The 25,831-nt window shown below is 64.7% G+C and carries 23 protein-coding genes, 1 tRNA gene and 1 pseudogene; 6 read left to right on the plus strand and 19 right to left on the minus strand.

The window, feature by feature from the left end; genetic code table 11:
- The first annotated feature begins 105 nt into the window (after positions 1–105).
- Positions 106–879 carry a sulfite exporter TauE/SafE family protein gene (locus DGI_RS08080; RefSeq protein ID WP_021760409.1) on the plus strand — a complete coding sequence of 258 codons (774 nt, stop codon included), beginning with the start codon at positions 106–108 and terminating at the stop codon, positions 877–879.
- Between the two features lie 154 nt (positions 880–1,033).
- On the opposite strand, the gene hisA is transcribed toward DGI_RS08080, so the two are convergent.
- From hisA to DGI_RS08105, 5 genes are read right to left on the minus strand one after another with little or no spacing between them, the layout of a single operon-like run.
- Positions 1,034–1,768, minus strand: coding sequence for a 1-(5-phosphoribosyl)-5-[(5-phosphoribosylamino)methylideneamino]imidazole-4-carboxamide isomerase (gene hisA, locus DGI_RS08085; RefSeq protein ID WP_021760411.1), 735 nt, complete (start codon positions 1,766–1,768; stop codon positions 1,034–1,036).
- A 3-nt stretch (positions 1,769–1,771) separates the two neighbouring features.
- Entirely contained in the window at positions 1,772–2,434 is a 663-nt protein-coding gene (locus DGI_RS17115; RefSeq protein WP_051286487.1) for a hypothetical protein, read from the minus strand.
- Positions 2,434–3,021: an imidazoleglycerol-phosphate dehydratase HisB gene (gene hisB, locus DGI_RS08095; protein WP_021760415.1), complete on the minus strand. Its 588-nt coding sequence runs from the start codon at positions 3,019–3,021 to the stop codon at positions 2,434–2,436. The genes DGI_RS17115 and hisB overlap by 1 nt, the downstream gene beginning before the upstream one ends.
- A gap of 32 nt (positions 3,022–3,053) precedes the next feature.
- On the minus strand, positions 3,054–4,616 hold the full coding sequence (locus DGI_RS08100) for a nucleotidyltransferase family protein (protein WP_021760417.1): 1,563 nt from the start codon (positions 4,614–4,616) through the stop codon (positions 3,054–3,056).
- Positions 4,617–4,618: 2 nt separating this feature from the next.
- Entirely contained in the window at positions 4,619–5,185 is a 567-nt protein-coding gene (locus DGI_RS08105) for a metal-dependent phosphohydrolase (protein ID WP_021760418.1), read from the minus strand.
- Between the two features lie 128 nt (positions 5,186–5,313).
- Here DGI_RS08105 and ricT point away from each other — a divergent pair, with 128 nt between their 5' ends.
- The 4 genes from ricT to DGI_RS08125 all read left to right on the plus strand — a co-directional run bounded on the left by ricT (position 5,314) and on the right by DGI_RS08125 (position 10,424).
- Positions 5,314–7,101 (plus strand): regulatory iron-sulfur-containing complex subunit RicT, encoded by a 1,788-nt coding sequence (gene ricT, locus DGI_RS08110; protein ID WP_051286489.1) that lies wholly within the window; start codon positions 5,314–5,316, stop codon positions 7,099–7,101.
- Positions 7,102–7,149: 48 nt separating this feature from the next.
- Positions 7,150–9,105 (plus strand): methionine--tRNA ligase, encoded by a 1,956-nt coding sequence (gene metG / locus DGI_RS08115; protein WP_021760420.1) that lies wholly within the window; start codon positions 7,150–7,152, stop codon positions 9,103–9,105.
- A gap of 73 nt (positions 9,106–9,178) precedes the next feature.
- Positions 9,179–9,255, plus strand: a tRNA-Met gene (locus DGI_RS08120).
- Positions 9,256–9,506: 251 nt separating this feature from the next.
- Positions 9,507–10,424, plus strand: coding sequence for a hypothetical protein (locus DGI_RS08125; protein ID WP_021760421.1), 918 nt, complete (start codon positions 9,507–9,509; stop codon positions 10,422–10,424).
- A gap of 41 nt (positions 10,425–10,465) precedes the next feature.
- Here DGI_RS08125 and acs read toward each other — a convergent pair whose 3' ends face one another.
- From acs to gatB, 10 genes and pseudogenes are all read right to left on the minus strand, one after another.
- Complete coding sequence (gene acs, locus DGI_RS08130) at positions 10,466–12,397, minus strand: acetate--CoA ligase (RefSeq protein WP_021760422.1); 1,932 nt, start codon at positions 12,395–12,397, stop codon at positions 10,466–10,468.
- An 87-nt stretch (positions 12,398–12,484) separates the two neighbouring features.
- Entirely contained in the window at positions 12,485–13,426 is a 942-nt protein-coding gene (locus tag DGI_RS08135) for a LytR/AlgR family response regulator transcription factor (RefSeq protein ID WP_021760423.1), read from the minus strand.
- Between the two features lie 134 nt (positions 13,427–13,560).
- Positions 13,561–14,970, minus strand: a complete 1,410-nt coding sequence (gene der, locus DGI_RS08140; protein WP_027193082.1) for a ribosome biogenesis GTPase Der — start codon at positions 14,968–14,970, stop codon at positions 13,561–13,563.
- A gap of 171 nt (positions 14,971–15,141) precedes the next feature.
- Positions 15,142–16,230: an S-methyl-5-thioribose-1-phosphate isomerase gene (mtnA, locus tag DGI_RS08145; protein ID WP_021760425.1), complete on the minus strand. Its 1,089-nt coding sequence runs from the start codon at positions 16,228–16,230 to the stop codon at positions 15,142–15,144.
- Positions 16,231–16,342: 112 nt separating this feature from the next.
- Entirely contained in the window at positions 16,343–16,747 is a 405-nt protein-coding gene (locus tag DGI_RS08150) for a type II toxin-antitoxin system HicB family antitoxin (RefSeq protein ID WP_021760426.1), read from the minus strand.
- Positions 16,748–16,898: 151 nt separating this feature from the next.
- Positions 16,899–17,084, minus strand: a pseudogene (locus tag DGI_RS17900) (type II toxin-antitoxin system HicA family toxin).
- 136 nt (positions 17,085–17,220) lie between these two features.
- Positions 17,221–19,098, minus strand: a complete 1,878-nt coding sequence (locus DGI_RS08155; protein ID WP_021760427.1) for a carbamoyltransferase family protein — start codon at positions 19,096–19,098, stop codon at positions 17,221–17,223.
- A gap of 12 nt (positions 19,099–19,110) precedes the next feature.
- Complete coding sequence (locus tag DGI_RS18935; RefSeq protein WP_021760428.1) at positions 19,111–19,260, minus strand: DUF5989 family protein; 150 nt, start codon at positions 19,258–19,260, stop codon at positions 19,111–19,113.
- Positions 19,261–19,296: 36 nt separating this feature from the next.
- Positions 19,297–19,707, minus strand: a complete 411-nt coding sequence (locus tag DGI_RS08160; RefSeq protein WP_021760429.1) for an SxtJ family membrane protein — start codon at positions 19,705–19,707, stop codon at positions 19,297–19,299.
- Between the two features lie 16 nt (positions 19,708–19,723).
- Positions 19,724–21,172 (minus strand): Asp-tRNA(Asn)/Glu-tRNA(Gln) amidotransferase subunit GatB, encoded by a 1,449-nt coding sequence (gene gatB / locus DGI_RS08165; RefSeq protein WP_021760430.1) that lies wholly within the window; start codon positions 21,170–21,172, stop codon positions 19,724–19,726.
- Between the two features lie 203 nt (positions 21,173–21,375).
- Here gatB and DGI_RS08170 point away from each other — a divergent pair, with 203 nt between their 5' ends.
- Positions 21,376–22,080 (plus strand): hypothetical protein, encoded by a 705-nt coding sequence (locus tag DGI_RS08170; protein WP_021760431.1) that lies wholly within the window; start codon positions 21,376–21,378, stop codon positions 22,078–22,080.
- Positions 22,081–22,159: 79 nt separating this feature from the next.
- On the opposite strand, the gene DGI_RS08175 is transcribed toward DGI_RS08170, so the two are convergent.
- The 4 genes from DGI_RS08175 to gpmA form a co-directional block, all read right to left on the minus strand.
- Positions 22,160–22,627, minus strand: a complete 468-nt coding sequence (locus DGI_RS08175) for a hypothetical protein (RefSeq protein ID WP_021760432.1) — start codon at positions 22,625–22,627, stop codon at positions 22,160–22,162.
- Between the two features lie 66 nt (positions 22,628–22,693).
- The gene (locus tag DGI_RS08180) at positions 22,694–23,137 is read right to left on the minus strand and encodes a hypothetical protein (protein ID WP_021760433.1); all 444 of its coding nucleotides are present in this window, start codon (positions 23,135–23,137) and stop codon (positions 22,694–22,696) included.
- Positions 23,138–23,199: 62 nt separating this feature from the next.
- Positions 23,200–24,561, minus strand: coding sequence for a PilZ domain-containing protein (locus DGI_RS08185; RefSeq protein ID WP_021760434.1), 1,362 nt, complete (start codon positions 24,559–24,561; stop codon positions 23,200–23,202).
- A 515-nt stretch (positions 24,562–25,076) separates the two neighbouring features.
- Complete coding sequence (gpmA, locus tag DGI_RS08190) at positions 25,077–25,823, minus strand: 2,3-diphosphoglycerate-dependent phosphoglycerate mutase (protein ID WP_021760435.1); 747 nt, start codon at positions 25,821–25,823, stop codon at positions 25,077–25,079.
- Positions 25,824–25,831 lie beyond the last annotated feature (8 nt).

The following is a 25,831-nucleotide window of genomic DNA, read 5'->3' on the forward strand; positions in this document are numbered from 1 at the left end:
TGGCTGGAGTGCAAGGCGTTTGCGCGGCGAGCCCGGGGAGGTGGTGGCAAGTGCCTTGCAACTATGCTAACATGGTAGGGAATCTTGACATGGAAGGAATATCCCGTGGAATATCTGGTAATTTGTTTTGCCTGTCTGGCCGTCTCCGGGTTGACACTGTTTTCCGGATTCGGACTCGGCACGGTCCTCACGCCGGTCATGGCCTTGTTTTTTCCCGTGGAGACGGCCGTGGCCCTGACGGCCGTGGTGCATTTTGCCAACAATCTTTTCAAGCTGGCCCTGTTTGGGCGTGCTGCTGACTGGAAGGTGACGCTGCGATTCGGCTTCCCGGCCGTGCTGGCCAGTCTGGCCGGGGCCTGGGTGCTGGTGCGGCTGGCGCATCTGGAGCCCTGGTTCGTCTGGTCCATCGTGGGCCGGACCATGGACGTGACGCCGGTCAAGCTGCTGCTTGGCGTGCTCATTGCGTATTTTGCCCTGCGGGAGCTGCGGCCCAGGCGGCAGGGCCGGCCGTATCCGGCGGCCTGGCTGCCCGTGGGCGGGCTGGTGAGCGGCTTTTTCGGCGGGTTGTCCGGCAACCAGGGGGCCTTCCGCAGCGCCTTTTTGCTGGGGGCAGGATTGACCAAGGAAGCCTTCATCGCCACCGGCGTGGTGCTGGCCTGCGTGGTGGATGTGTCCCGGCTGGCGATCTACGCCGGACTGGCCGGCACGGAGATGGTGTCCGGCAATGCCGGGCTGCTGGCGGCGGCGTGCCTGTCCGCCTTTCTGGGGGCGTTTTTTGGTGGCAGGCTGCTGAAAAAGATGACCCTTGACGCCGTGCGTTTGCTGGTGGGCATCATGCTGCTGACATTGGCGGCAGGGCTGGTGCTGGGCGTGCTGTGAGGCGGCGGGCTCGGGGGCAAACTTTTCTGAAGAAAGGTTTTCCCCCGAACCCCCTCTTCAAAGAATTTTTTTGGTATAATTACAANCGAGAGGGGAGAACCTTTTTTAAAAGGTTTCCCCTCTCGCAAGGTCCTTGTTTCAAAGATACGCTGCTCTATTCGTGCGCGGCCAGCCAGGCCAGGGCCTCGGCCACGTCCAGGGTGCCTTCGTAGATGGCCCGGCCGGAGATGACGCCTTCCAGCCCGCGCGGGGCCAGGGGGGCCAGGGTCTTGAGGTCGTCCATGGTGGAGACGCCCCCGGCGGCGAGCACGGGCAGGGAGGTGGCGTCCACCAGGGCGGCCATGGCCGGGAAGTTCACGCCGCTGTGCATGCCGTCGCGGCTGATGTCGGTATAGATGACAAACGCCGCGCCGTCGGCTTCCAGCCGGGGCAAGACGTCCATCACCGTCAGGCCGGCGTCTTCCACCCAGCCTTTGGTTTTCAGGCGGCCGTCTGCGGCATCCAGGGACACGCCGATCTTGCCGGGGAAAGCCTGGCACAGGGCCTTGAAGGCCTCGGGTTCCTTGAGGGCCATGGTGCCGATGATGAGCCGGGTGACGCCGGCATCCAGATAGGCCGCGGCGGTGGCCAGGTCGCGGATGCCGCCGCCCAGCTGGAGCCTGGGCGCGCCGGGCAGGGCGCAGATGGCCTCGATGATGCCGCGGTTGCGGGGGGCGCCGTCAAAGGCGCCATCCAGATCCACCAGATGCAGCCAGGAGACGCCCAGGCTGATCCAGTGCCGGGCCATGGCCACGGGATCGTCGGAAAAGACGGTGACCTGATCCTTGAGTCCCTGCTTGAGCCGCACGCAGCGGCCGTCCTTGAGATCGATGGCGGGAAAGAGTTGCATCGTCTAGAGCCCCATCCGCTTCATGGCCTGTTGCACGCCTTCGCGGCCAAGGTCCGTGGCCAGGACAAACTGCCCCTTGCGGGCGAGGAACTTGTCCATGGTCAGCAGGTTGGCGGACAGGGGCACCTGGGATTCGGCATAGCGATAATGCCCGACGATGGAATGCTCCTGCACGTCCACCACAAAGAAGTCCAGCACCACGCCGGCCGGGCGATCCGAACCCATGGGGCCGCCGTGGCGTTCCGCCCAGTAGGCCACCTGGGGCACCAGCAGGTGCCGCACGCCGGCGCAACTGCCAATCTGCACCCAGCGGTCCAGGGCGCGTGTGCCAGTGACGGGGACGGAGGCCATGCACACGGGCACGCGGTCGCTGGGGGCCGGGCTGCGCATGGCGGCGCGCAGGTTGGTATCCAGGGCGTGCAGGGATGCCGCCGGGGCGGTTTCGCTGCCGGGAGGCACCTCGCCGAACAGCAGTTCCGTTTCGGAAAAGACCTGGGTGAACGGCGCCACCGCCACGGCGACCACGCCCATCTCCGCCAGCGGGGCGGCCTGGGCCGCGGGTTCGACGGCGGCGGGGTCGGCAGGTTTGGCCTTGCAGCCAAGGGCCAGCAAAGCGCCCAGGCAGCAGACGAGACACACAGTGCGGATGCGGGCGATGGTTTCCATCAATCCAGACTCCCTTTGGTGCTGGAGACGCCGCTGCGCTCGATGCGGACGGCTTCCTTGAGGGCCAACCCCAGCCCCTTGCAGGCGGATTCCAGCAGGTGATGGCCGTTCTGACCGTAACAGAAATGCAGATGCAGGTTGAATTTGCCGGCAAAGGCGAAGGATTTGAAGAATTCGCGCCAGACATCCTTCTCTTCTCCGGCAATGGCCGGCGGCAGGGGCGTGTCCTCGTACACCAGCCAGGGCCGGCCGGAGAGGTCCACCGCCACATCGGCAATGGCCTCGTCCATGGGCACCTTGGCGTGGCCCACGCGGCGGATGCCGGCGCGGTCTCCCAGGGCCTGGAGGAACGCCTGCCCCAGGCAGATGCCCACATCCTCAAGGGTGTGGTGGGCGTCCACTTCCAGGTCGCCGGTGCAGGTGATTTCAAGATCGAACCCGGCCCAGAAGGAGAGCAGGGTAAGCATGTGATCGGCAAAACCCCAGCCGGTGGAGACGCTGGCCGTGCCGGTCCCGTCCAGGACCAGGCGCAGGGCAATCTGCGTCTCCCGCGTGTTGCGTTCTATATGACCGTGACGTGTTTGCATCAGTTCAGATATGCCTGTTTTTTTGGGGGCGGTCAAAGCAAACTCCCAAGGCGGGAGCTTCTCTGCACGCCGTGTTCCGGGCAGAGCACATTCGTGGCGCGCCTTGCGGCGGGTTTTGTCTCAGGTTGCCGGGGCAGCCCCTGAAGCAGGGCGGCGCACAGGATGCGCAGATCCCCGCGCACGGTGCGGCACAGGGTGTATTCCTGCTCCATGACGCGCTTTTGGGTAAAGGTGAGGGGGATGCCCCGCAGCCTGGCCCAGGGCGGCACCAGGCCCACCGGGGCCAGGAAGCGCACCCGCTGCCAGGGTTCGCGCAGCAGCCCGGCGGAACGCGGCGGCAGCGGTTCCGTGCCCACCAGCCGCAGCTGGCCCATCACCACGTCCCACAGGGACGGCAAATGTCGCAGAAACAGCCGCTGGGAACTGAAGGTGCGCATGCGGAAGCGCCGTAGCCGCAGCTTGCCGTCCGCTCCTTCCCGCGCTTCCCCGGATACGGTGGCCATGCAGATGAGCCGCTTGCGGGGCTGGGCCAGATGCAGGGCATACATGACCAGCAGCAGGGGCGAACACAGGACCAGCAGCGCCGCAGCCAGCACGCGCTGCAGCAGGACGTTCAGGATGTCCAGGGGCGGATTCGCCGGCTGCGCACCAAGAAAGTGCGGGTCTGCCGCCAGGGCCATGGCCAGATCCGGCATGCGGATGAGCAGTCCGGCCTGGATGACGGCCCGGTCCACGTGGTGCCGAGGCCCGATGACGCAATCGCCCAGGACCACGGTGTCGCGCAGGGCCGAGGCCCGTTCCACCACCGTGCCCGGAGCCAGACAGGCCCCCGGGCCGATCTCCGCATCGCGGCCGATGCGGCAGCCATCCCCCAGCAGCACCGGGGCGCGCAGGCGGGCCGTGGGATGAATGGTGCAATGCCGGCCCACGAACACGCCGGCTTCCAGCCGCACACCGGGACGATCTGCGCCTTCCAGCTCCTTGCGCAGGATCCGCTGCACGCACTTGTGAAAATCCACCAGGCCTTCCAGGGGCGCCACGGCAACGCCTGCCTCGCACACACCCACGCGGGCCCCGGCATCCACCAGCGCCTTGGCCAGGGAGGTGAAGTCGTCGCAGCCCAGGGTGGCCGGCAGGCCAAGCACGGCCTGGTTGCAGCAGAACAGCTTGGGGGCGGAGGCGGGCGGCTTGTGGTTGGACTCTCCGGCCACCACAGTGCAGGCATTGCGCTGGCGGTGGTGTTCGTCCAGGAGCCGCCGCAAGGACGGACCCGTGAGATGCGGGAACGGCAGTACCAGAAAATCTTCGCCCAGGTGCCCGCGCAGACGGGTCAGGGTTTCCATGAGGGTGCCTTCGCCGCGGGGCATCCACTCCACGGTCAGGTCCTCAGGCAGACGGCCGCGCACCAGCTCGATGGCTTCCAGGTCGCCGGGGTCATGCAGCAGATGGCAGCGGGTGATGCCGCCGGCGGTCAGCCCCTCCAGCATGCGCAGCAGCAGGGGGCGATTGGCCAGGGGCAACAACCAGAAAGGGGATTGCCGACCCATGGCAGGCGGCAGGGGCAGACGCGGTGCGAGGAAGACGCAGGCCTCCATGGCTAGGGGTCCACGCCGATGCCCACGCGGCAGGCCACCCCGCGCATGGCATCAATGGAAATGGCCAGGAACTCATCCAGGGAGAGCCCCAGCCGTTCGCACTCCCGGATGCGCTCCCGGTCCACATTGGCGGCAAAGGCTTTGTCCTTCATTTTCTTTTTGAGGGAGGACGCCTTCATGCCGTCGAAACCCTGGGGCCTGACCAGCGCTGTGGCGAACACAAGCCCGGTCACGGATTCGGCGCAGCGCAGGGCGTAATCGATGGGCGCTTCGCAGGCCACCCCGGTGTGCTCCTGGTTGTGGGCCAGGATGGCGTGCAGGGCGTGGGGGGGCAGGGCATTCTCCAGCAACTGCACGGCCATGGGACCGTGCTGGGCCGGGGAGCTTTTGGTGTGGGGAAAATCCAGATCGTGCAGCAGCCCGGTGCGGGACCAGAGATCCTCGTCGCCGGGAGCCAGACGCGCAGCCAGGGCGGCCATGACGGCTTCGCTGGCCTGGGCGTGGTTGAGCAGGGACTGATCCGGATCCTGGGCCTTGAGCAGGTGCAGGGCGTCGTCTCGACTGAGCATGGGAGTTCTCCGTGGCGTCTTTCTTGTGTCAGGCTGCAAAAAAATGCAAGCGGGACGATGCACGCCGTGCAGGCCATCCCCGCGCAGGCCGGCTTGCCGTTTTGGCGGAAATGCAGTACTCGCGGCAGATGGTTCCAGACGAGACGCACACCCCCATTCCAGATTCGGCCCTGCATCCCGCATCGCCCGCTCAGGCACTGCCAGCCGAGGCGGAGCCCTCGCCCAACGCGACGGATGCGCGTGCGGCCGACGACGTCTCGCCCGACGTGCAATCGGACGTCCAGCCAGACGTCCAGCCTGACGTCCAGCCTGACGTCCAGCCCGACATTCAGCCAGACATCCAGCCCGACGTCTCGCCTGACGTCCAGCCAGACGTGCAGCCCGACATTCAGCCAGACGTCCAGCCAGACGTGGAGCCGGATCCCCTCTCCATCGAGCAGGAGACAGGTTCGGATGCCCCGACAGGAGCTGCTCCTGTGGTCAACCGGGTGCTGGGCATCAAATTTCGCGAGCATGGGCAGCTGTATTTCTTCAATGCCGCCGGCTTTGAGCTGCGCCCCGGCGAGCATGTGGTGGTGGAGACCGAGCAGGGGCTTTCCATGGGGCAGGTGGTGCTGGCCCTGGACAGCCGCGACCGGATTCCGCCGGACTACGCCAAGGATCTTGTCGGCCAGGAGCTCAAGCCCGTCCTGCGCATCGCGGACGCCGCAGACTTGGACCGTCACGCCCAGAATCTGGACCGTGGCCGGGACGCCTGGCACGTCTGCCGCCGTCTGGTGCGCGAGCATGACCTTGAGATGAAGCTGGTGGACGTGGAAGTGCTGCACGACCAGTCCAAAATCCTCTTCTATTTCACCGCGCCCAACCGCATTGACTTCCGCGAACTGGTCAAGGATCTGGTCAAGGAATTCCACACCCGCATCGAGCTGCGGCAGATCGGCGTGCGTCACGAAACGCAGATGATCGGCGCCATCGGCAACTGCGGCCTGGTGTGCTGCTGCCGGCAGTTCCTGCGCAAGTTCGCGCCCGTGACCATCAAAATGGCCAAGGAACAGAATCTGTTCCTCAACCCCACCAAGATTTCCGGCATGTGCGGCCGGCTGCTGTGCTGCCTGTCCTTCGAGCAGGAGAATTACGAGCACTTCCACAAGCAGTGCCCCAAGATCGGCAAGAAATATCTCACCAGCATGGGGTCGGTGAAGGTGCTGCGGGCCAACTTCTTCCGCAACTCCCTGAGCGTGTATGTGGAGGGCGAGGAGGAACGGGAGGTGACCCTGGAAGACTGGGAAGCCATGGACCCCCGACGTCCAGACCCCAACCAGCAGCAGCAACAGCAGCAGGAGCAGGCCAGGGCTGTCAGGCAGGAGCGGGCGGAGCGCGGAGAGAAGACCGCACGGCCAGACCGCGCCGAGCGGCCCGAGCGGGCAGAGAGGCCCCGGCCGGACAAGCCCCGCAAGGAACGCGCCCGCGAGGAGCGTCGCCAGGGGCAGCAGGGGCAGCAGCCCCAGCCGGAACAGCCAGACCGGCCGGACCGGCCAGACCGCCCAGACCGGCCAGACCGCCCAGACCGCCCAGACCGCCCAGACCGCCCAGACCGGCCGGATCGGCCCCAGGCCGAGACGCGCCCCGCCCTGCGCGCGGAGCATCTGCCTGCGGTGGTGGCTGCCGCAGCCGTGCCCCAGGACGCCGGGGACGCGCTGCCCGCCGCCCAGGCCGAGGCGCTCCCGGTCGTCGAGTCCGAGGTGCGGGAGCACGGTGCCGCCCAGGCCGGCCCGCCCGAGGAAAGCCCGTCAACTGAGCATGTTGCAGGCGAGGGCCAGCCCCGCAAGTCCTCGCGCAACCGGCGGCGCAAGCGCAAGCCCCGGAACAAGCGCGGGGCGGGCGAGGCCCCGTCCCCGGCATCGAACGAGTCGTAACGGTCTGCACAGCCGCCTTCCGTCCACCTTCTGCCTCCGGATTGCACCATGGCCGATTGCTTCTACATTACCACACCCATTTATTATGTGAATGCCAGGCCGCACCTGGGCCACGCCTACACCACCCTGGTGGCGGATGCCATGGCCCGCTATCAGCGCGCCCTGGGCAAGGATACGTACTTTCTCACCGGCACCGACGAACACGGCGACAAGATCGTGGAAGCGGCGGAAAAGGCCGGCCAGTCGCCCCGGGAATACGTGGACGAGATCAGCGGTCTCTTCCAGGGCCTCTGGCCGCAGCTCGGCATCAGCAACGATGCCTTCATCCGCACCACGGAGCCGCGGCACATCGCGGTGGTGCAGGCTTTTTTGCAGAAGATTCACGACGCCGGCGACCTGTATTTCGGCGAATACGGCGGCCACTACTGCACCGGCTGCGAGCGGTTCTATACGGAAAAGGAACTGGTGGACGGCAAGTGCCCGCAGCACCTCACCGCGCCCACCTTCATCCAGGAAAAGAACTGGTTCTTCCGCATGAGCCGGCATCAGGCCTGGCTCATCGAGCACATCAAGAAGAATCCGGACTTCATCCGCCCCCGCCGCTACCGCAACGAGGTGCTGAGCCTGCTGGAATCCGGCGCGCTGGAGGATCTGTGCATCTCCCGGCCAAAATCGCGCCTGACCTGGGGCATTGAGCTGCCCTTCGACACCAACTACGTCTGCTACGTCTGGTTCGATGCGCTGCTGAACTACCTCACGGCCCTGGAATGGCCGGCCGGCGAGCGCATGCGCTACTGGAACGCCGCCCAGCATCTCATCGCCAAGGACATCCTCAAGCCCCACGCCATTTTCTGGCCCACCATGCTGCATGCCGCGGGCATGCCCGTGTACAGGCATCTGAATGTGCATGGCTACTGGCTGGTGCAGGACACCAAGATGTCCAAGAGCCTGGGCAACGTCGTCGCCCCCCTGGACATGGCCGCCAAGTATGGGCTGGATGCCTTCCGCTACTTCATCTACCGCGAAATGCATTTCGGCAGCGACGCCAGCTTCTCCGAAGAGGCCCTGGTGGCGCGCATCAATGCGGATCTGGCCAACGATCTGGGCAACTGCTGCAATCGCGTCCTCTCCATGACGCAGAAGTTCTGCGGCGGCGTGGTGCCCGTGTGCGGCCCGTTCACGGAAGAGGATGACGCCCTGGTGGAACTGGGCCTGAACGCCGCCACCAACTTTCAGCAGCTCTTCGGGCAGATGGAGTTCTCCAAGGCCCTGGAAGCCCTCTGGGAGCTGGTGCGCGCCTGCAACAAGTTCGTGGATCAGGCCAAGCCCTGGGCCCTGGCCAAGGCCGGGGATCAGCAGCGCCTGGATACCGTGCTCTACGTGCTCCTGGAGGCCCTGCGCAAGGTGGCCCGCCATCTGCTGCCGGTCATGCCCACCGCCGCCGCGACGCTCCTGACCCAGCTGGGCTGCGATCCCGACCGCCTGCCCCCCCTGCAGGACGAGGTCCGCGGCTGGAATGGCCTGACTGCCGGCACGGCCCTGGCCGCTGTCTCCACGCTCTTCCCGCGGGTGGAGCCGCCGACGGCGCCCGAGCCGGCCGAGGCAGCGCCGGCAGCGTCCAAGGCCCCCCCCAAGGACAAGAAGGCCGCCAAGAAAAAGGAACCCGCCCCGCCGCCGGCCGAGATCGAGTTCGAGGACTTCCAGAAGCTGGACCTGCGCGTGGGCACGGTGCTGGCCGTGGACAAGCACCCCGACGCCGACAAGCTGCTGTTGGTGCAGGTGGATCTGGGCGAAGCGGCCCCCCGGCAGGTGGTGGCCGGCATTGCGGCGTTCTTTGCGCCGGATGCCCTGATTGGCCGGCAGGTGGTGGTGGTGGCCAACCTGAAGCCCCGGGAACTGCGCGGGCACACCTCCCACGGCATGATCGTGGCCGTGCGCACCCCCGAAGGCATGGAGCTGCTGACGGCCAGCGGCCCGGTGCCCACGGGCAGCAAGGCGAGCTGAGAAACTTTTTTCAGAATGTCGAAAATAGTTGTTGACGATCTGACAGGAAACACATAGAAACAATCTTCCTTGACGCGGGGTGGAGCAGCTCGGTAGCTCGTCGGGCTCATAACCCGAAGGTCATCGGTTCAAATCCGGTCCCCGCTACCAGAAGATTAGGGGCCTAGATTCAACAAGAATCTAGGCCCTTTTTCTATTGGTGCGTGTGCGAAGCGCTTCAGGAACGTGCTGTGCTTGTTGCCATTCGGCAGGCGCGAGCGCAAATCATCCCATCCAAATACGTCGCCAGTCAGACCGCTTCTACGTAGTGGCCGTTTTTATTGACATGTCTGCGGGCATGCGTCATTCGTGGTAAGGTTGTTATCTGTATGCCAACCTTGAACCGGATGGAGCGAATGTCCATGAGCGGTATTGCTACGTGTGTGGTCACATGCTGGGCGGTGGGCCTCATGTTGGCGGGTGCCGTCGGGAATGCCTATGGCGTGAATTTTGAGGACATCAAGAACTTCTCCCCCGGCCGGGACAAGAACATCGTCTTCAAGAAAAACCAGGCCACGTTTTACGGGGTGCAGCTGGTGGCGAAGGGCAGTTCCCTGGTGGTGTCCCTTGGCGGCAAGAAGCTGTTCACACTGGAAGATGAATGGATGGGGTATCCTGTTGTCCTTGGCGAAAGCGTGAAAGTGGCCCGCGATTTTCCGCAACCCGGCATGGATACGCTGCTCACTTCCATGGTGTGTGGCAAAGGGTGTGAGGAGACGCGCCTGCTCACCTGGACAGGGACTGACATCCTTGAGCTGGGTTTCGATTTCGGGGGCATGACGAGTGACGCGCCAACCCCGGCAGGGGCCTTTGCCGTCCTGTATGAACCCTTTTACGGCTACTGGCCTGGCAAGTATACGAGCCCGAAAGCGTACAAGCATGATGCGCGTGTTTGCCTCGAATGTCTCGAAATGAATTCAGGGTGGCATTCTGCGTTTATCGTATTTGTGCAGTTCAAAGACGGCAAATGGGTGGTGGACGCCCCACTCACGCGCTACGATGAGTATGCCTTGCTGATGAAAGTGTCCGCCGCGAAGATGCCGCAGGCGACAGATCGGGATTTGATCAGGAAGGAATTGTTCTGCAGCACGGTGGAGGCGACCTTCTATGCCTTCATGGCCGGCGCGCGGGATGATCAGGCCGCACATCTCCTTGCCAAGGGCATCCCTGAGCCCCTTCGGGCAAAGGCGACACATTTGGTGCTGGCGGACATCAAAGAGGTCATCAAGGAACTGGCCACGCCGGAGTTGCTGAAACAGCGCACCCTGCGAGGCAAGTAGGACGTAGGCCGTGATTGGGGGGTGGCAGGCCTTGCCGCCCCTTACTCCTCCACTCCCGTCACATCCCCCACCTCTTCCCCGCGTTCCCGGGCTTTCAGGATCCGGCGCACGATTTTGCCGCTGCGGGTCTTGGGCAGGGAGGCCGGGAACTCCATGGCCCCCAGCACAGCCACGGGGCCGAGTTCCCGCTTCAGGTGGGCCTTGAGTTCCTTGATCAGTGCGGATGCCGGTTCGTAGCCCTCGGCCAGGATGACGAAGGCCTTGGCCACCTCGCCGCGGATGGCGTCCGGCACGCCCACCACCGCGGCCTCGGCCACGGCCTTGTGCGAGACGAGGCCGCTTTCCAGCTCTGCCGCGCCGATGCGGTGTCCGGCAATCACCAAGACGTCGTCGGCACGGCCCTGCATCCAGAGGTAGCCGTCTTCGTCCTTGCGGGCCACGTCCCCGGTCAGGTAGGCCCCGGGAATGACGGACCAGTATTCTTCCACGTAGCGGTCGGGATCATTGTAGATGCCGGCCAGCATGGCCGGCCAGGGGGTTTTGATCACCAGCAGGCCGCCCTTGTCCGGCGGCACGGGCGCGCCGGCGGCGTCCACCACGTCTGCCACGATGCCCGGCAGCGGCCGAGTCACCGAACCGGGCTTGAGCAGCGAGGCCGGCAGCGGGCTGACCATGATCATGCCCGTCTCCGTCTGCCACCAGGTATCCAGCAGGGGGCACTGCTGGCGGCCGATGTGCTTGTGCAGCCACACCCAGGCCTCCGGGTTCAGGGGCTCGCCCACGGAGCCCAGCAGGCGCAGGGTGGAGAGATCGTGCTTGCGGGGCAGTTCCTTGCCGAAGCGCATGAGCATGCGGATGAGGGTGGGCACGGTATAGAGGATGGTCACGCCATAGCGGGCGATGGTGGACCAGAGCCGGTCCGCCTGGGGGTAGAGGGGGTGGCCCTCGTACAGCACCGTGGTGGCCCCGGCCATGAGCGGCCCGTACACGGCATAGCTGTGGCCGGTAATCCAGCCCAGATCCGCGGTGCACCAGTAAATATCCGTGGGGTTGATGTCGAAGACCCAGCGGAAGGTGCGCGAGACGCCCACCATGTACCCGCCGTGGGTGTGGACAATGCCCTTGGGCTTGCCCGTGGCGCCGGAGGTGTACAGCACGAAGAGCATGTCGTTGGAGTCCATTACCTCGCAGGGGCACTGGGGCCGCTCGGCGCGGACGAGTTCTTCGTACCAGTAGTCGCGGCCGTCCTGCATCTCCACATCCACGTGGGCCCGGTGGCAGACGACGACGGTTTCCGGCGCATGCCCGCCCAGGAGCAGGGCGTCGTCCAGCACCTGCTTGAGCTGGAGCACGCGGCCGTTGCGGTAGAACCCGTCCACGGTGATCACGCAGACGGCCCTGGCGTCGTCGATGCGGTCCTTGAGGGCCTTGGCGGAATAGCCGGCGAAGACGAGGGAATGCACCGCGCCGATCTTGGCCACGGCCAGCATGGCGATGACGGTTTCCGGCAGGGACGGCATGTACAGCACCACGCGGTCGCCCTTGCGCACGCCCAGGGATTTGAGGGCGTTGGCAAAGCGGTTCACGTGGCGGAAGAGTTCGTAGTAGGTGAGGGTGCGGCAGTCGCCGGGTTCGCCTTCCCAGATCAGGGCCAGGCGGTTTTTGGCGGCGGTCTGGATGTGGCGGTCCAGCGCATTGTAGACGATGTTGCAGCGGCCGCCGGGGAACCAGCGGTAGAAGGGCGGGGAGGCATCGTCCAGGACCTGGTCCCAGCGGCCGAACCAGTCCAGCTCTTCGGCCGCCTCTTCCCAGAAGGCCAGGGGATCGGCCTCGGCCTGTTCCCGGGCCTGACGCAGCCGGGCCGGGGAGACGAGGGCCGCGGCCAGGGTCTCGGGCAGGGGCCGGAACACCCGCTCTTCATGCAACAGCGAATCCAGCGGAGCGAAGTCAGGTGTATCTGGATGTTCAGCCATGCCGCCTTCTGTACATCGCCTGCCGGTGGAGGACCAGCCCGCGGCGCTCTGAAATCGGCGAACGGCGCGGAATCATCGGTGGACGTCTCACAGCCCCAGCATTTCTTTGAGCTCGCCCACCCGGCGGCGGCTGATGGGCAGCTCGATGCGTGTTTTGCCGGCCGTGCGCAACATGAAACTGGAGCCGGGCAGGGAGGCGATTTCCGTCACCATTTCCAGATTGACCAGATACTTGCGGTGCACGCGGAAAAAGCGGTGCCGCCTGAGCCGTTCTTCCAGGTGCTTGAGGCGATAGGAGGTCAGGAATTTTTGGGACGCGGTGTGGACGTAGGTGTAATCTTCCACGGCCTCAATGAAGATGATCTGCGTGTACGGCAGCAGGATGGTGCGGCCTTCCAGGGAGATGGCGAGCTTTTCCAGGTCGATGGCCGGTCCCGGGGGCACGGTGCGCTGATGGTCCCAGGCCTGTTGCAGGGCGCAGAGGAAGCGGTCCTGCTCGTCTTCTTCCAGGGGAAGCTGCAGGGTTTTTTCGTCGTCGTCGCGGCCGGTGTCGAAGGGATCACCATAGTGGGCGCTGCGGGCGGCGTGTTCCTCGGCCACGTCTTCCCAGCGTTCCTCGGGCGGCGGGATGAGCCGGCTGCGGGTCTTGTACAGGCTCAGGCGGTCGAAGGTCTTGTCCAGACGGGCGGCCGGGCAGGGCCAGCGCAGGTAGTCCGTGGCGCCGAGTTCCAGGGCCTGGAAGGCGCGGGCTTCGTCGTCGGCCACAAACACCAGGGCCGGCCGCCGGGGCAGTCGGGCCAGTTGCAGGGCCAGGGCAAAGCCGTCGCCTTCGGTCTGCAGATCGACGCCCAGAAAGCAGACATCGTGCTGCAGGGCCTCCAGCAGGGCCAGGGCCTCGGCGGGCTCCACGGCCTCGCCAAGCACGCGCACCACCTCGGACTGCGCCAGGGCGCGGCGCAAGGCATGGCGGACCTGCGGATCCGGGTGCAGCAGCAGGGCGTCGAGTCTGGGCCTGGAGAAGCTGGGCATGGATGCAGGTATCTAGAAGAGGCGGGACGCCGTCAAGGCCTGCTGTTTTCCACATGCCGGGAAAAGAGCCCGGGGGAGAATCTTTCGTCAGAAAAATGTTCCCCCCCGAGCGTTTTGTTCAAAAGCGACACGCGCTATTTGGTTTTCTTCTTCGTGTGGCTGGCCCGGTACAGCACGCGCATGGGCGCATGGGGCAGCCCCAGGCGGGCGCGGAGTTGGTTTTCCAGGTATTTGCCGTAGCTGGGCTTGATGCGATCCGGGTCGTTGACGAAGAAGACGAAGGTCGGCGGCCGCACGTCGGCCTGGGTCAGGTAGTAGAATTTCGCCCGCACGCGCTTGACCACGGGGGGCTGGTGCTTGGTGAGGGCCTCGGTCATGGACCGGTTGAGCAGGGATGTGGAAACGCGCTGCCCGCATTCGGTCCACAAGGATTCCGCCGTTGACAGGATGGCGTTCAGATTCTTGCCCGTGGCGGCGGAGACCCACAGCACCGGCACGTGCGGCACCAGGGAGAGTTCCTCCTTGATGCTGCGCTTGACGGCCTGGGTCTCGTTGGTTTCCGGCAGGTCCATCTTGTTCACCAGCACGATGAAGGGCAGTTTCTCCTCGTCCAGAAAGCTGATGAGCTTTTTGTCCTGACGGGAGACTCCTTCCACCACGTCCAGCACCAGCAGGATGACGTCGGCCTTGCGGGCCGAGAGCAGGGCAGAGGAGACGCTGAAGCGCTCCACGCTGTCGATGATTTTGGTGCGTCGGCGGATGCCGGCTGTGTCCACAAAGAGGTACTGCTTGCCGCCGCGCTCCACGCGCACGTCCACGCTGTCCCGGGTGGTGCCGGCGATTTCGCTGACGATCATCCGTTCCTCGCCGGCCAGGGCGTTGACCAGGGAGGACTTGCCGGCGTTGGGCTTGCCCAGCATGGCGATCTTGAGCGCACGGCCGTCGCGGTCTGTCTGATCGGGCGTCACTGCCGGCGTCGTGGTTTCGGCAGCCTCCGCAGGCAGCAATTCCTCGATGCGGTCCAGCAGCTCGTGCATGCGCCGGCCATGCGCCGCAGAGACGGGCTGCAGCTCCAGTCCGGTGGCGTAGAACTCCAGCAGCAGGGTGTTTTCCTGCTCGCCGCCATCCACTTTGTTGACCACGGCAATCAGGGGTTTGTTCTGCTGGCGCAGGTAGTCGGCCAGCCGCTCATCCAGGGGGGAGAGGCCTTCGCGCCCGTCCACCACCAGCAGCAGCACATCGGCCTCGCGCACGGCGGCCTGCGCCTGGGCCAGCACCTCGCGTTCAAAGCCCTGCAGGCCCTTGGGGACATCCGGGGAGGCGGCGCCGGCTTCGTCCAGATGCACGCCGCCGGTGTCGATGAGCAGGAAGGGCCTGAGCCCCTGACGGCGGACCAGACCGTCCATGCGGTCGCGGGTGACGCCGGGGCGGTCGTGGGTGATGGCCCGCCGGCGGCCGGTGAGACCGTTAAACAGGGTGGACTTGCCCACATTGGGCCGGCCAATGAGCGCCACTACTGGCAATAAGGATTCGACAACCGGCATGGCTGCTCCGCAGGAAAAAGATGAAGGGACGCGCCGTGCTGGCGCGCATCCCAGGTCCACTGCAAAAAAACGATCAGTCGAAGTGGATATGGAATACCATGGAAAGTTTTTGGAAGGGAGGTGCGGGGGAGAATCTTTCTTCAGAACAGTCTCCCCCCGCACCTGTGATGGTTACTCCATCTCATCCACGATGCCGGCGGCATCGCGGGCGGCTTCGGCAAAGACACGGGTGATGGAGTCGGCATAGGGCGCCGTGAGCACGCCGCGTTCGGTGACAATACCGGCGATGAGTTCCGCCGGGGTGGGGTCAAAGGCGTAGTTGAAGACGGGCACGCCGTCGGGGCAGATCTGCACGTCGCCCACATGGGTCACCTCGCGGGGGGTGCGGTCCTCGATGGGCACGTGGTCCCCGGTGGGAGTGGCGCGGTCGATGGTGGAAAGGGGCGCGGCCACGTAGAAGGGAATGCCATGCTGCTTGGCCAGCACGGCCACGCCGTACGTGCCGATTTTGTTCACGGCGTCGCCATTGGCGGCGATGCGGTCCGCGCCCACCACCACGGCGTCCACCATGCCGCGGCGCATGAGCAGGCCGCAGGCGTTGTCGCAGGCAATGGTCACGGGGATGCCGTCGCGGTGCAGTTCCCAGGCGGTCAGGCGTGCGCCCTGGAGGAAGGGCCGCGTCTCGTTGGCAATGACCTTGATGGCCTTGCCCTGGTCGATGGCGCCGCGGATCACGCCCAGGGCCGTGCCGTAGCCGGCCGTGGCCAGGGCCCCGGCATTGCAGTGGGTCATCACGGTGTCGCCGTCCTGCAGGAGCGCGCCGCCGAAGCGGCCGATGGACTTGCAGCAGGCCAGATCCTCGGCATGCAGGGCGATGGCCATCTCCAGCCACAGGGCGGCCAGGGGGGCCAGCTCCAGATCCGCCTGGGCATCCCAGGCGGCCACGGAACGATCCACGGCCCAGGCCAGATTCACGGCCGTGGGGCGGGCGTTCTTGAGCAGATGGAGCCTGTCGCGCAGTGTCTGGCGCCAGTTGCCGCTGCTGCCGGTCTCCTTGGCCACTTCCAGGGCGATGAGATGGCAGCCGTAGGCCGCGGTGACGCCGATGGCCGGCGCGCCGCGGACCACCATGGTCTGCAGGGCGTAGATCAGCTCCTCGGTGGTGCGGCAGTCGAACCACTCCTCATGGCAGGGCAGTTTGCGCTGGTCCAGCAGCACCAGGACCTGTCGGGTGGCGTCGTATTGGATGTGCTCGGTCATGGGGAGTGCGCCTCGCGGATTCAGGTTCTCAGAATGTCAGGGGCTGGGCGCCGTTGCGCGTCATGCGCTGGCAACCTTTCCGGTACTCCCGCAGGGGCGGGCGCACCGTTGGCTAGTACAGGCGGCGTTGCCGCATGGCCAGATCTGCGGACCAAGCCAGAAAGCCGGAACGTGTCATGCCTTTTTTGCGGGCAGCGGCGTCAACATGCTTCAATAAGCCTGTGGGCAGGGAAACCGTGACTTTCTGGGGCCGGCGGTCCAGGAATGACAGGTCCAGGTCCGCAAAGGCCACCACACCGCCGTGCACGGTAACGTCCTCGTGGTTCATGATCGCGTCCAGGGAGGACGGAGCAGGGGCGTGATCGGCGTCTTCGAGATACAGCTCCACAGCTTCTTGCAGATTGTGCAGCGCCTCTTCCATGGAATCGCCCTCGGTCACAAGCCCGGGGAGATCCGGAGCAACGATGGTCGCTCCGCCACGGGCCTTGTCGGCGATGATGATGATAGGATAGTGCATGGCATGTCCTAGGGACTAATTGCGATGATTTGTGCTCTGTTTGCAGCCACTTTGGGCGTGCTTTAGCACGGATTTTGATTGCTGACGTTAAAAGTCGTTTTCATGTCGTAGTGTGGCTTGCGTCTTTTTCACTGCCGCCGTCATGCTGCATCTAGCGTGACAAATGAATGCCAGCTTGTCGCAAAATTGCCACCTCCGTGCCTTTTTTCAAGTCCTTTCTGGGATGCGGTACAATCACCGTGACATCGCCTTAGCGGTACTTGCAGTGGCTCCCACGACTTGAAACGAATTCAAACCCGGCCTCTTGCAATAATCGGATCAATTCCTTGCTGCTCATGCAGTACACCTGTCCTTGGGGCAGACAAGAAACGTCACCATGCAGAAGGAGAAACTACGTCCGGAGGAGCGGATTGTCAAGGGCGGGTACAGGAGGGAAGCCTGCACCCGCCCTTGGCAATGAAGGTCTTCCCAGCTTAATCCAGCTCGTACTCGTTGCGCCAGTCGCCGGCGTCCTTGAAGGGAGGCTGGTCGGCCTTGACGAAGAGGAAATCACCCAGGACCAGGTAGTCCATTTCCGTGCGCATGAAGCAGCGGTAAGCGTCTTCCGGGGTGCAGACGATGGGCTCGCCGCGCACGTTGAAGCTGGTATTCACCACCAGCCCGCAGCCGGTGCGCTTTTTGAAAGCGCTGATGACGGCGTGGTAGCGCGGGTTGGTTTCCTTGTGCACGGTCTGGATGCGGGCCGAGTAATCCACGTGGGTGATGGCCGGGATGTCTGAACGCTGGTGATAGAGCCGTTCGTACATCTCCATGCTGGCGTAGTTCTCGGGCACGGGCTGACGATGGCGCTCGCGCACGGGAGCCACCACAAGCATGTAGGGCGAGTCGTCGCCATCAAGCTGGAAGTATTCGTCGGCGTCCTCGGCCAGGACGGACGGCGCGAAGGGGCGGAAGCCTTCGCGATACTTGATCTTCAGGTTGAGCTTCTTCTGCGTTTCGGGATCGCGTGGATCGCCCAGGATGGAGCGATTGCCCAGGGCCCGGGGACCCCACTCCATGCGGCCCTGGAACCAGCCCACGGCCGCGCCCTGGGAGAGCTTTTCGGCCACGGTGTCGCACAGGGAATCGAAGCAGTCGAATCGTTGATGGGGCGCACTGTGGCGGCGGATGGTGCGCAGGATGTCACCCTCGCCGTACACCGGTCCCAGGTAGGAACCTTCCATCATGTCTTGCGGACGCGGGCCGGACTGCTCCGGCACGATGCGTTCGTGGCCAAAGGAGATGTAATGCGCCGCCAGGGCCGCGCCCAGGGCGCCGCCGGCATCCCCGGCCGCGGGCTGGATCCAGACACGGTCGAAGATCTTCTCGCGGATGAGTTTGCCGTTGGCCACGCAGTTGAGGGCCACGCCGCCGGCCATCACCAGATTGGCCTTGCCGGTGATGTCCCGGGCGGCCCGGGCCATCTGCAGCACCACATCTTCCGTCACCTGCTGGATGGCCAGGGCCATGTCCATGTACGGCTGGGTGATGTCGGATTCGGCCTCGCGCCGTGGCACGCCGAAGAGGCGTTCCCACTTGCGGTCGCAGCACATGGTCAGGCCGGTGGCGAAGTCGAAGTACTCCATGTTCAGGAGCAGGGACCCGTCTTCGCGCACGTCGATGAGCTCGTCCAGGATCAGTTGCTTCCACTCTTTGGTGCGCCCGGCCGTGGGATCGCCGTAAGGGGCCAGGCCCATGAGCTTGTATTCGCCGGAGTTCACCTTGAAGCCGGTATAGTAGGTGAAGGCGGAGTACAGCAGGCCCAGGGAGTGGGGGAAGTCCAGCTGGCGATGCAGGGCGATGCGGTTGCCCGCGCCCGTGGCGATGGTGGTGGTGGCCCATTCGCCCACGCCGTCAATGGTCAGCACGGCGGCTTCTTCGAAGGGCGAGGGGTAGAAGGCGCTGGCCACGTGGGAAAGGTGATGCTCGGGAAAGAGAAACGGCGGCCGGCCGGGGCCGATGGCCTCCAGCTCGTCGCGCAGCGTCTTTTTCATGAAGAGCTTTTCCTTGATCCACACGGGCATGGACAGGATGAAGCTGGCCAGGCCCTTGGGGGCGAAGGCGTGGTAGGTTTCCAACAGCCGCTCAAACTTGAGATACGGCTTGTCGTAGAAGGCCACAGCCTTGAGATCACCCGGGGTGAGGCCTGCTTCATCCAGCACGTACTGCACGGCATTGGCCGGGAAGCGTTCGTCATGCTTCTTGCGGGTGAAGCGCTCTTCATGGGCGGCGGCGATGATCTCCCCGTCCAGCAGCAGGGCGGCGGCGCTATCGTGATAGAAGGCGGAGATGCCGAGAATGGCGTCGGCCATGCACTGCTCCAGCTAGAAGATGGTGTAGATGAAGGGCGCCACGGCCGTGCCGGAGGTCAGCACGATGAGCACGCCGAAGAGCAGCAGAGTGACGATGAGCGGCAGCAGCCAAAACTTCTTGCGGACCTTCATGAAGGCCCAAAGATCTTTCACAAAATCCATTGCATATGCTCCTGTGGGAGTGAGGATGCCAGGCAGCTAGAACAGGTGTTCCAGGTCTTCGGGGCCCAGGGTCTTGTCGATGGTCCGATAGACGGAGCCGGTGTCTTGTTTCCACTTTTTCTTCTGCATGGCATCTGCGCCGCCCAGACTGCGGACAAGGGCGATGGGGGTGACAACCAGCAGAAAGACGAGGGTGAGAATCACCTTGGACATCACCCGCCCCAGCACTTCGGAAAAGCCCAGCCACAGCGCGGCAAAGGGCCGGAACAGGGTGGGGCGGATCATCAGCAGCAGCGTGACGGCCAGGGTGGGCAGCATCAGGAACTCGTGTTTGCCCAGGAAGATGACCAGCAGCAGGATGAAGATGAGGGCCAGCCCGCTGTTCAGGCAGGCCAGCGTATCGTGGCCCATGTGAAAGGCGGGCTTATTGGAGGAAGATGCGGACATGCGGCGTCCCTTTGGATTACCCGTTCAGGTGTTTGGCCAGGAGTTCGTTGACCAGGGCCGGGTTGGCCTGACCCTTGGTGCGGCGCATGACCTGGCCCACGAAAAAGCCCATGAGCTTGGTCTTGCCGGCCTTGAACTCCGCATGTTCCTTGGGATTGGCGGCGATGACGGCCAGGATCTCCGTCTCCAGGGCCGAGGAGTCGGAAATCTGCACCAGTCCCTTGGCCTCGATGTATGCCTTGGGCGAGGCGCCGCCGGCGAACAGTTCGGGGAAGATCTGCTTGCCGATCTTGCCGCTGATGGTGCCGGCTTCCACGCATTCCACCAGCTCGGCCAGATGCGCCGGGGTGAAGGGCGAGGCGCAGGCGCTCACGCCGGCGGCGTTGAGTTCGCGCACCAGTTCGCCCATGATCCAGTTGGCCAGCTTTTTGGCGGCCTCGGGCCTGCCTGGGCCGTAGCTGGCCAGGGCGGCTTCCAGATAGTCCGCCAGACGCTTGTCCGCGGTGAGCATGTCGGCATCGGCCGGGGGCAGGCCCAGCTCGGCGATGAAGCGTTGCCGCCGGGCGCGGGGCAGCTCGGGCAGTTCCGTCTTCCAGGCGTCCACCCAGGCCTGATCCAACTGCACCGCAGCCAGGTCCGGATCGGGGAAGTAGCGGTAGTCGTGGGCCTCTTCCTTGCCGCGCATGGAGAAGGTGGCGTTCTTGTCCGCATCGAACAGGCGGGTTTCCTGGATCACGCGGTCGCCGTCATCCAGCACATCCTGCTGCCGGGCGATCTCGAACTCGATGGCCCGCTGCACGTTGCGAAAGGAATTCAGGTTCTTCAGCTCCGTGCGGGTGCCCAGGGCGGTTTCGCCCACGGGCCGCAGGGAGATGTTCGCATCGCAGCGGAAGGAGCCTTCTTCCATGTTGCCGTCGCACACGCCCAGGTACACCAGAATGGCGTGCAGGGCCTTCAGGTAGGCGGCGGCTTCCTCGGCGGAGTGCATGGCCGGCTCGGAGACGATCTCGATGAGCGGCACCCCGGCGCGGTTCAGGTCCACGTAGCTTTTGTGCTCATGGGCGGCATGGATGGACTTGCCGGCGTCCTCTTCCATATGGATGCGCGTCAGCGGGACCACGCGCACGCCCTGGGACGTTTCGATCTCCACGCTGCCGCCCTGGCATACGGGCTCCTCGTATTGGGAGATCTGGTAGGCCTTGGGCAGGTCCGGGTAAAAGTAGTTCTTGCGGGCAAAGATGGAGCGCAGTTGGATCTCGCAGCCAAGGGCCAGCCCGGCCTTGACGGCCAGTTCCACGGCCTTTTTGTTCAGCACCGGCAGCACGCCGGGCATGCCGCAGCACACCTCGCACACATGGCGGTTGGGCTCGGCGCCGAAGGCGGTGGGGCAACTGCAAAACAACTTGGACTTCGTCGAGAGCTGGGCGTGCACTTCCAGCCCGATGACGGCTTGATATGCTGCCATGTGGTGATCTGATGGGGTAGTTGCTGAGGGGTGGATGCATCCGGCCTGGAATCGCCAACGTCATATCCGGAATGCGACTAGACATGGATGTACCCGGCAGGGGAAGCGGCGTCAAGAGGGGTGCTGATCGGCAGCGATGCATCCGCAAGACTGCTTGACGGTGCTGGCCGGCGCGGTATTGTCTGGAGACACAGGAGGCCGTCATGCGCTTTCATGTCGCCACGTATGTTCCCCCGGCCAACACGTTGAAGACCTACGCCAGAAGCCCGTGGCCCCTGCTCGGGGCAGGGCTGTGCTGCCTGGCGGTGTTTCTGGCGGCATTGGCGGGGTGGCTGGGGGTGTTCGAGCTGGAGGGCCAGCCCCTGCGCTGGCGCATTTCCCTGGAAATCGCCGTGCTGCCGCTGTTTTTGGCCGGGGTGTGCCTGTACATGGCCCGGGCGTCCATGGGGCAGCGCGCCTGGCTGGTGAAGCTGTATGCAGACGGCCTGCTGCTCAATGCGCGCCTGCCGTCCGGCCCTGGCAGGCGCTCCGGCACGGATTCGGAGACAGCACCCGGGGACGCCGCAGATGGCGTGGCGGTGTTTTTTCTGGAGTGGAAAGAAATCGCCTGGGCCAGGCTGCGGCATGACGTCCGCTATATCAAGAGCCCCATCCCCGGCAACATCCAGCGGCGGATACTGACCTTTGTGGAACTGGGCTGCGTCTCGCCCCAGCTCTCGTTTTTGCGGCGGCATTTGCTGCAGGAGGCAGACCGGCAGGACCGCTGCGTGGGAGAGCCGTGCCCGGTGGAGTACGCCGCCGAGGACCGCCTGTTGCTGCGCTGGGATGTCTCGCCCTCGGCGGCGGAGTTCCTCAAGGCCATCGCCGCCCGGGTGGCTGTGCGCGAGCCGGTGACCGTGGAGGCATGACCGACGCAGGACGTAGAGGGAACCCCTTTTTCAAACGGGTTCCCCTTTCGCGCAGTTCTTTATTAAAGCGGAAGAGACGCTATCGGCGCTTGTCCATGCCTTGCAGGGCCTGGAGCAGCTCCAGGTTCTTGCGGACGTAATCCTCCACCCCGGGGCCTTCCTGCCGGGTGCCGAGGATGGCGTCGAACTCTGAAGTCTCCATGTATTGCTTGATCTTGCGCAGGCGGGACATGATGTGGAACAAAAATCCGATGACCACCAGCAGCGTCACCCCGCCGAACACCACCGGGTCCAGCATGGCGGCGGAAAAGCCCAGTTTGACGCTGAAAATGTAGTCGCCCAGGAAGAAGACGATGCCGCAGGCGGCGATGCCGGCCACGGACTTCAGCCAGACATAGAAATACTTTCGGTTGAAGACGCGTTCCTTCAGCAGCCCGATCAGGCTGATGCCGATGGACGAAACAAACACGAGGAGCTGCACCACCAGAAATCCGGTGGCAGCTCCGAGCACGACGGAAACGATGGTGTCGCGTAATGCCTGATCCATGGTGCGCTCCTTGCGTCCCTGCCGGGGGGATGCTCGTCCGCTCCGGCGTCGCTGCGTGCAAAGCCGTTACGCGTTCGCGGGATTGAAGTCGAGGGGGAAGAGCCCAACGGCCGTGTCTGCGGCAAGGCCCTTGCCCAGCTCTCGCCACATCTTTAATGTCAGTTCACGAAAAATTTCAGCGCGTTGCCCGTCAACCACATGCCTGGCGGCCCGCAGGGTGTGCATCCAGGCGGCCATGCCCAGGGACTTGATTCTGTCCTTCCTGGCCATGTCCTCCACATAGTCTTCCAGCCGCGTGAGCATGGCTGGCTTGCGGCGGATATAGTCGATGGGCGCACCCACCGCGATGCCCTGGGCCTCCAGGGCCTGCCGCAGGGCCAGGGCCTCCGCTGCGATGAGCCGGCGTTCCTCGTCACCGGCCCTGGCCAGCAGCTCGATGTACTCGGCAAGATCGTCCAGGTGCACTTCCACCACGCCAACCCCCAGTTTCTTGGCTGCCCATTTCAGCATTGCCGCACCCCGTTGGTTTCCTGGCTGTTTGCTTGACGCGCCGTCCGCGTGCCGGCGGGCTGTTACGACGATTTCGGCCGGCTGCCCGGAGTTGTGCCCCGGCACCGGATTTGGACCAGCCGTTTGACGATGGCCTGCAGCATGGCCTGGGTGTGCCGGTCCAGGCCAACAAAGGTGCACGCCATCACGGTGGCGTCGCAGCGAATCACCTTGCAGTGCACGTCCTTCAACAACACCTTGGACGTGGTCATCACGTCAAGGGAAATCGTCTGGTCAATCGCGAACGTCCAGCCTTCGTGGTAGACGGTCAGGCCGCTTTCGCTCAGGTTTTGGAGGGGCAGCTGCCGGGCCGATTCGTTGATAAAGGCGGACAGCCCCTCGCCGTTCACGCGTTCGGCGCCACGGCGTTCCAGGGACTTGCCGGGGCGCGCGGCCCGGGCGCTGGCGGCCGGTCGGACAGGGGGCGCAGAGGTGCCCTCCAGCGGAGGACTGGTGTGAATGCGCCCGTGGGAAAGATGCGGCGGCGGCGGGTCCGAGATTTCAAACAGGGACTCCGGCGGCGGCGCAGGAATGGCTTCGCGCGGCGAGTCCTGGTCTTCCGGATCCAGAGTGAGTTCCTCGTCGTCGTCGCCGAGGATGATGCTGCATTCTTCCGCGTCCTCGTCCTCGTCGCCGGGGCCTGGGGCGTCCTGCGGCGGCGGGTCGAGATCCAGGAGCTCGGGCGTGGCGGCAGCCAGGGGCACGATGATGGCCGCAGGGGTCGAGGAGTCCTCGGGCCGGGCCGCCGGTTCCGGCTGTGGCGCTGGTCGGGGCGACGCTGGCGCCGGTGCCGGTGCTGGTGGTGCTGCGGCTGTTGGCGCTGGTGGTGGGGGCTGGGAAGGCGCGGCAGCAGGCGGGGCAGCAGCCTGGGAAGGCGCAAAGGCCACGGCCAGGGCGGACGACAGATCGGTGAATCCCTGATCCCGCAGCATGGAGAGTTGCGCAATGCTGCGCTGCAAATGCTCAAGCGTCTGGCGTGTCAGGCGCACCACCCGGGCGGAGGGATCCTCCGAGTTGCTGGACGCAAAGGCCAGCACGCATTGCTGGGCCAGCTTCACCACGCCCTGATCCTGCTGCAGCATGCCGGAAATGGACCCCAGCGTATCCAGCAGCATGGGGTACTGCTTCTTGCGCTGACTGGCCGGCAGCGACTGCTGCAACTGCATCATGAATTTCTTGAACACCGCCTTGGCCTGCCCGGGGAAAACGAATTCCAGGGCCTGGCTCCACAGGACGATGAGCACCAGCTTGTAGTAGTGCACAAAGTTGGAGCAGGCGGCGTCCTCGGGCATGCCCAGTCCGGCGCATTCCTCGGCGCAGGCATATTCCTGAAGGAAGGTGTGGAACTCCGCCGCCAGGCGGTTGCATTCCGATTCGCGTAGCATCCAGGCCCCCGATGCATGACGGCGAGTATCTGTCCGACACAGGTACGGCATGTGCGCCGGCTGCGCTTGCAGACCAGCGTGTCTGTTGCGCGCATCGCATCAGACATGCCAAAAACAGTCGCGTGATGCGGATGAAGCGACATGGCAACTATTATAGAAACTTTTGTGGGGTTATGATACAAAAATGGACGCCGTGTCAAGATTCAGGAACCATCCTGTGTACGGCGTATCGCTGTGCGGCGTGAGGTATATTGCGGTGTGCAGAGACAAAACAAGAGTGCGAAAAAGTCTAGTAAGAATCTAGTGTTTGTTTAATGATCCGACATGCAGCGGCAATTGCCCCTCGCGGGCAGGTGGTGCGGGGGGCTTGGGAGGATGTCTTTTCCACAGTGTGGATAAGCGTGTGGGAAGTGCGCAAGGATAAAGATTGCACACGGGAGCCCTCTCAAGCGGGGGCTCCCGTGCAACGCCCTTGTTCCGGAAGCTGGAACCGCGCGCGGTTTGGAGTGCGGAGGTTATCCCTTCTTGCCCTGGGCGGCCACGGCGGCCTGTCTGGCGGCCACGGCCTCGGGATCGCCCAGGTAGAAATGACGGATGGGGGCGAGGGTGTCGTCCAGTTCGTAGACCAGGGGCACGCCCGTGGGGATGTTCAGGCCGGCGATGGCCTCGTCGGACATCTGATCCAGATGCTTCACCAGGGCGCGGATGGAGTTGCCGTGTGCGGCCACCAGCAGCCGCCGGCCGGCGCGGATGGCCGGGGCCAGTTCGGCATCCCAGTAGGGCAGCACCCGGGCCACGGTGAGCTTGAGGCTTTCGGTCAGGGGCAGCTCTTCGGGGGGGAGGGCGGCGTAGCGCGGGTCCTTGCCGGGGTGGCGGGGATCATCCTCGGTCAGGGCCGGAGGCGGGGTGTCGTAGCTGCGCCGCCAGATGAAGACCTGTTCCTCGCCGAACTGGGCCGCCATCTCGCTCTTGTTCAGTCCCTGCAGCGCGCCGTAGTGGCGTTCGTTCAGCCGCCAGGACTTGAGCACGGGCAGCCAGAGGGTGTCCATCTCGCTTTGGATGAGATGCAGGGTCTCGATGGCCCGGCGCAGGTAGGAAGTGTAGCAGACATCAAACACATAGCCCCCGTCCTTGAGCAGCCGGGCGGCGTCCTTGGCTTCCTGGCGGCCTTTGTCGGTCAGGCCGACATCGGTCCAGCCGGTGAAACGGTTTTCCAGATTCCAGACGCTTTCGCCGTGACGCACAAGGACGAGGGTGAACATGGAACGCT

This window comes from Megalodesulfovibrio gigas DSM 1382 = ATCC 19364 (genome assembly GCF_000468495.1).
Classification (GTDB): domain Bacteria; phylum Desulfobacterota; class Desulfovibrionia; order Desulfovibrionales; family Desulfovibrionaceae; genus Megalodesulfovibrio; species Megalodesulfovibrio gigas.

Coding starts and splice junctions, on each gene's coding strand:
- hisA (WP_021760411.1), bottom strand. CDS start 1,768: ATGCAACTCTTTCCCGCCATCGATCTCAAGGACGGCCGCTGCGTGCGG.
- DGI_RS17115 (WP_051286487.1), bottom strand. CDS start 2,434: ATGGAAACCATCGCCCGCATCCGCACTGTGTGTCTCGTCTGCTGCCTG.
- hisB (WP_021760415.1), bottom strand. CDS start 3,021: ATGCAAACACGTCACGGTCATATAGAACGCAACACGCGGGAGACGCAG.
- DGI_RS08100 (WP_021760417.1), bottom strand. CDS start 4,616: ATGGAGGCCTGCGTCTTCCTCGCACCGCGTCTGCCCCTGCCGCCTGCC.
- DGI_RS08105 (WP_021760418.1), bottom strand. CDS start 5,185: ATGCTCAGTCGAGACGACGCCCTGCACCTGCTCAAGGCCCAGGATCCG.
- ricT (WP_051286489.1), top strand. CDS start 5,314: ATGGTTCCAGACGAGACGCACACCCCCATTCCAGATTCGGCCCTGCAT.
- metG (WP_021760420.1), top strand. CDS start 7,150: ATGGCCGATTGCTTCTACATTACCACACCCATTTATTATGTGAATGCC.
- DGI_RS08125 (WP_021760421.1), top strand. CDS start 9,507: ATGAGCGGTATTGCTACGTGTGTGGTCACATGCTGGGCGGTGGGCCTC.
- acs (WP_021760422.1), bottom strand. CDS start 12,397: ATGGCTGAACATCCAGATACACCTGACTTCGCTCCGCTGGATTCGCTG.
- DGI_RS08135 (WP_021760423.1), bottom strand. CDS start 13,426: ATGCCCAGCTTCTCCAGGCCCAGACTCGACGCCCTGCTGCTGCACCCG.
- der (WP_027193082.1), bottom strand. CDS start 14,970: ATGCCGGTTGTCGAATCCTTATTGCCAGTAGTGGCGCTCATTGGCCGG.
- mtnA (WP_021760425.1), bottom strand. CDS start 16,230: ATGACCGAGCACATCCAATACGACGCCACCCGACAGGTCCTGGTGCTG.
- DGI_RS08150 (WP_021760426.1), bottom strand. CDS start 16,747: ATGCACTATCCTATCATCATCATCGCCGACAAGGCCCGTGGCGGAGCG.
- DGI_RS08155 (WP_021760427.1), bottom strand. CDS start 19,098: ATGGCCGACGCCATTCTCGGCATCTCCGCCTTCTATCACGATAGCGCC.
- DGI_RS18935 (WP_021760428.1), bottom strand. CDS start 19,260: ATGGATTTTGTGAAAGATCTTTGGGCCTTCATGAAGGTCCGCAAGAAG.
- DGI_RS08160 (WP_021760429.1), bottom strand. CDS start 19,707: ATGTCCGCATCTTCCTCCAATAAGCCCGCCTTTCACATGGGCCACGAT.
- gatB (WP_021760430.1), bottom strand. CDS start 21,172: ATGGCAGCATATCAAGCCGTCATCGGGCTGGAAGTGCACGCCCAGCTC.
- DGI_RS08170 (WP_021760431.1), top strand. CDS start 21,376: ATGCGCTTTCATGTCGCCACGTATGTTCCCCCGGCCAACACGTTGAAG.
- DGI_RS08175 (WP_021760432.1), bottom strand. CDS start 22,627: ATGGATCAGGCATTACGCGACACCATCGTTTCCGTCGTGCTCGGAGCT.
- DGI_RS08180 (WP_021760433.1), bottom strand. CDS start 23,137: ATGCTGAAATGGGCAGCCAAGAAACTGGGGGTTGGCGTGGTGGAAGTG.
- DGI_RS08185 (WP_021760434.1), bottom strand. CDS start 24,561: ATGCTACGCGAATCGGAATGCAACCGCCTGGCGGCGGAGTTCCACACC.
- gpmA (WP_021760435.1), bottom strand. CDS start 25,823: ATGTTCACCCTCGTCCTTGTGCGTCACGGCGAAAGCGTCTGGAATCTG.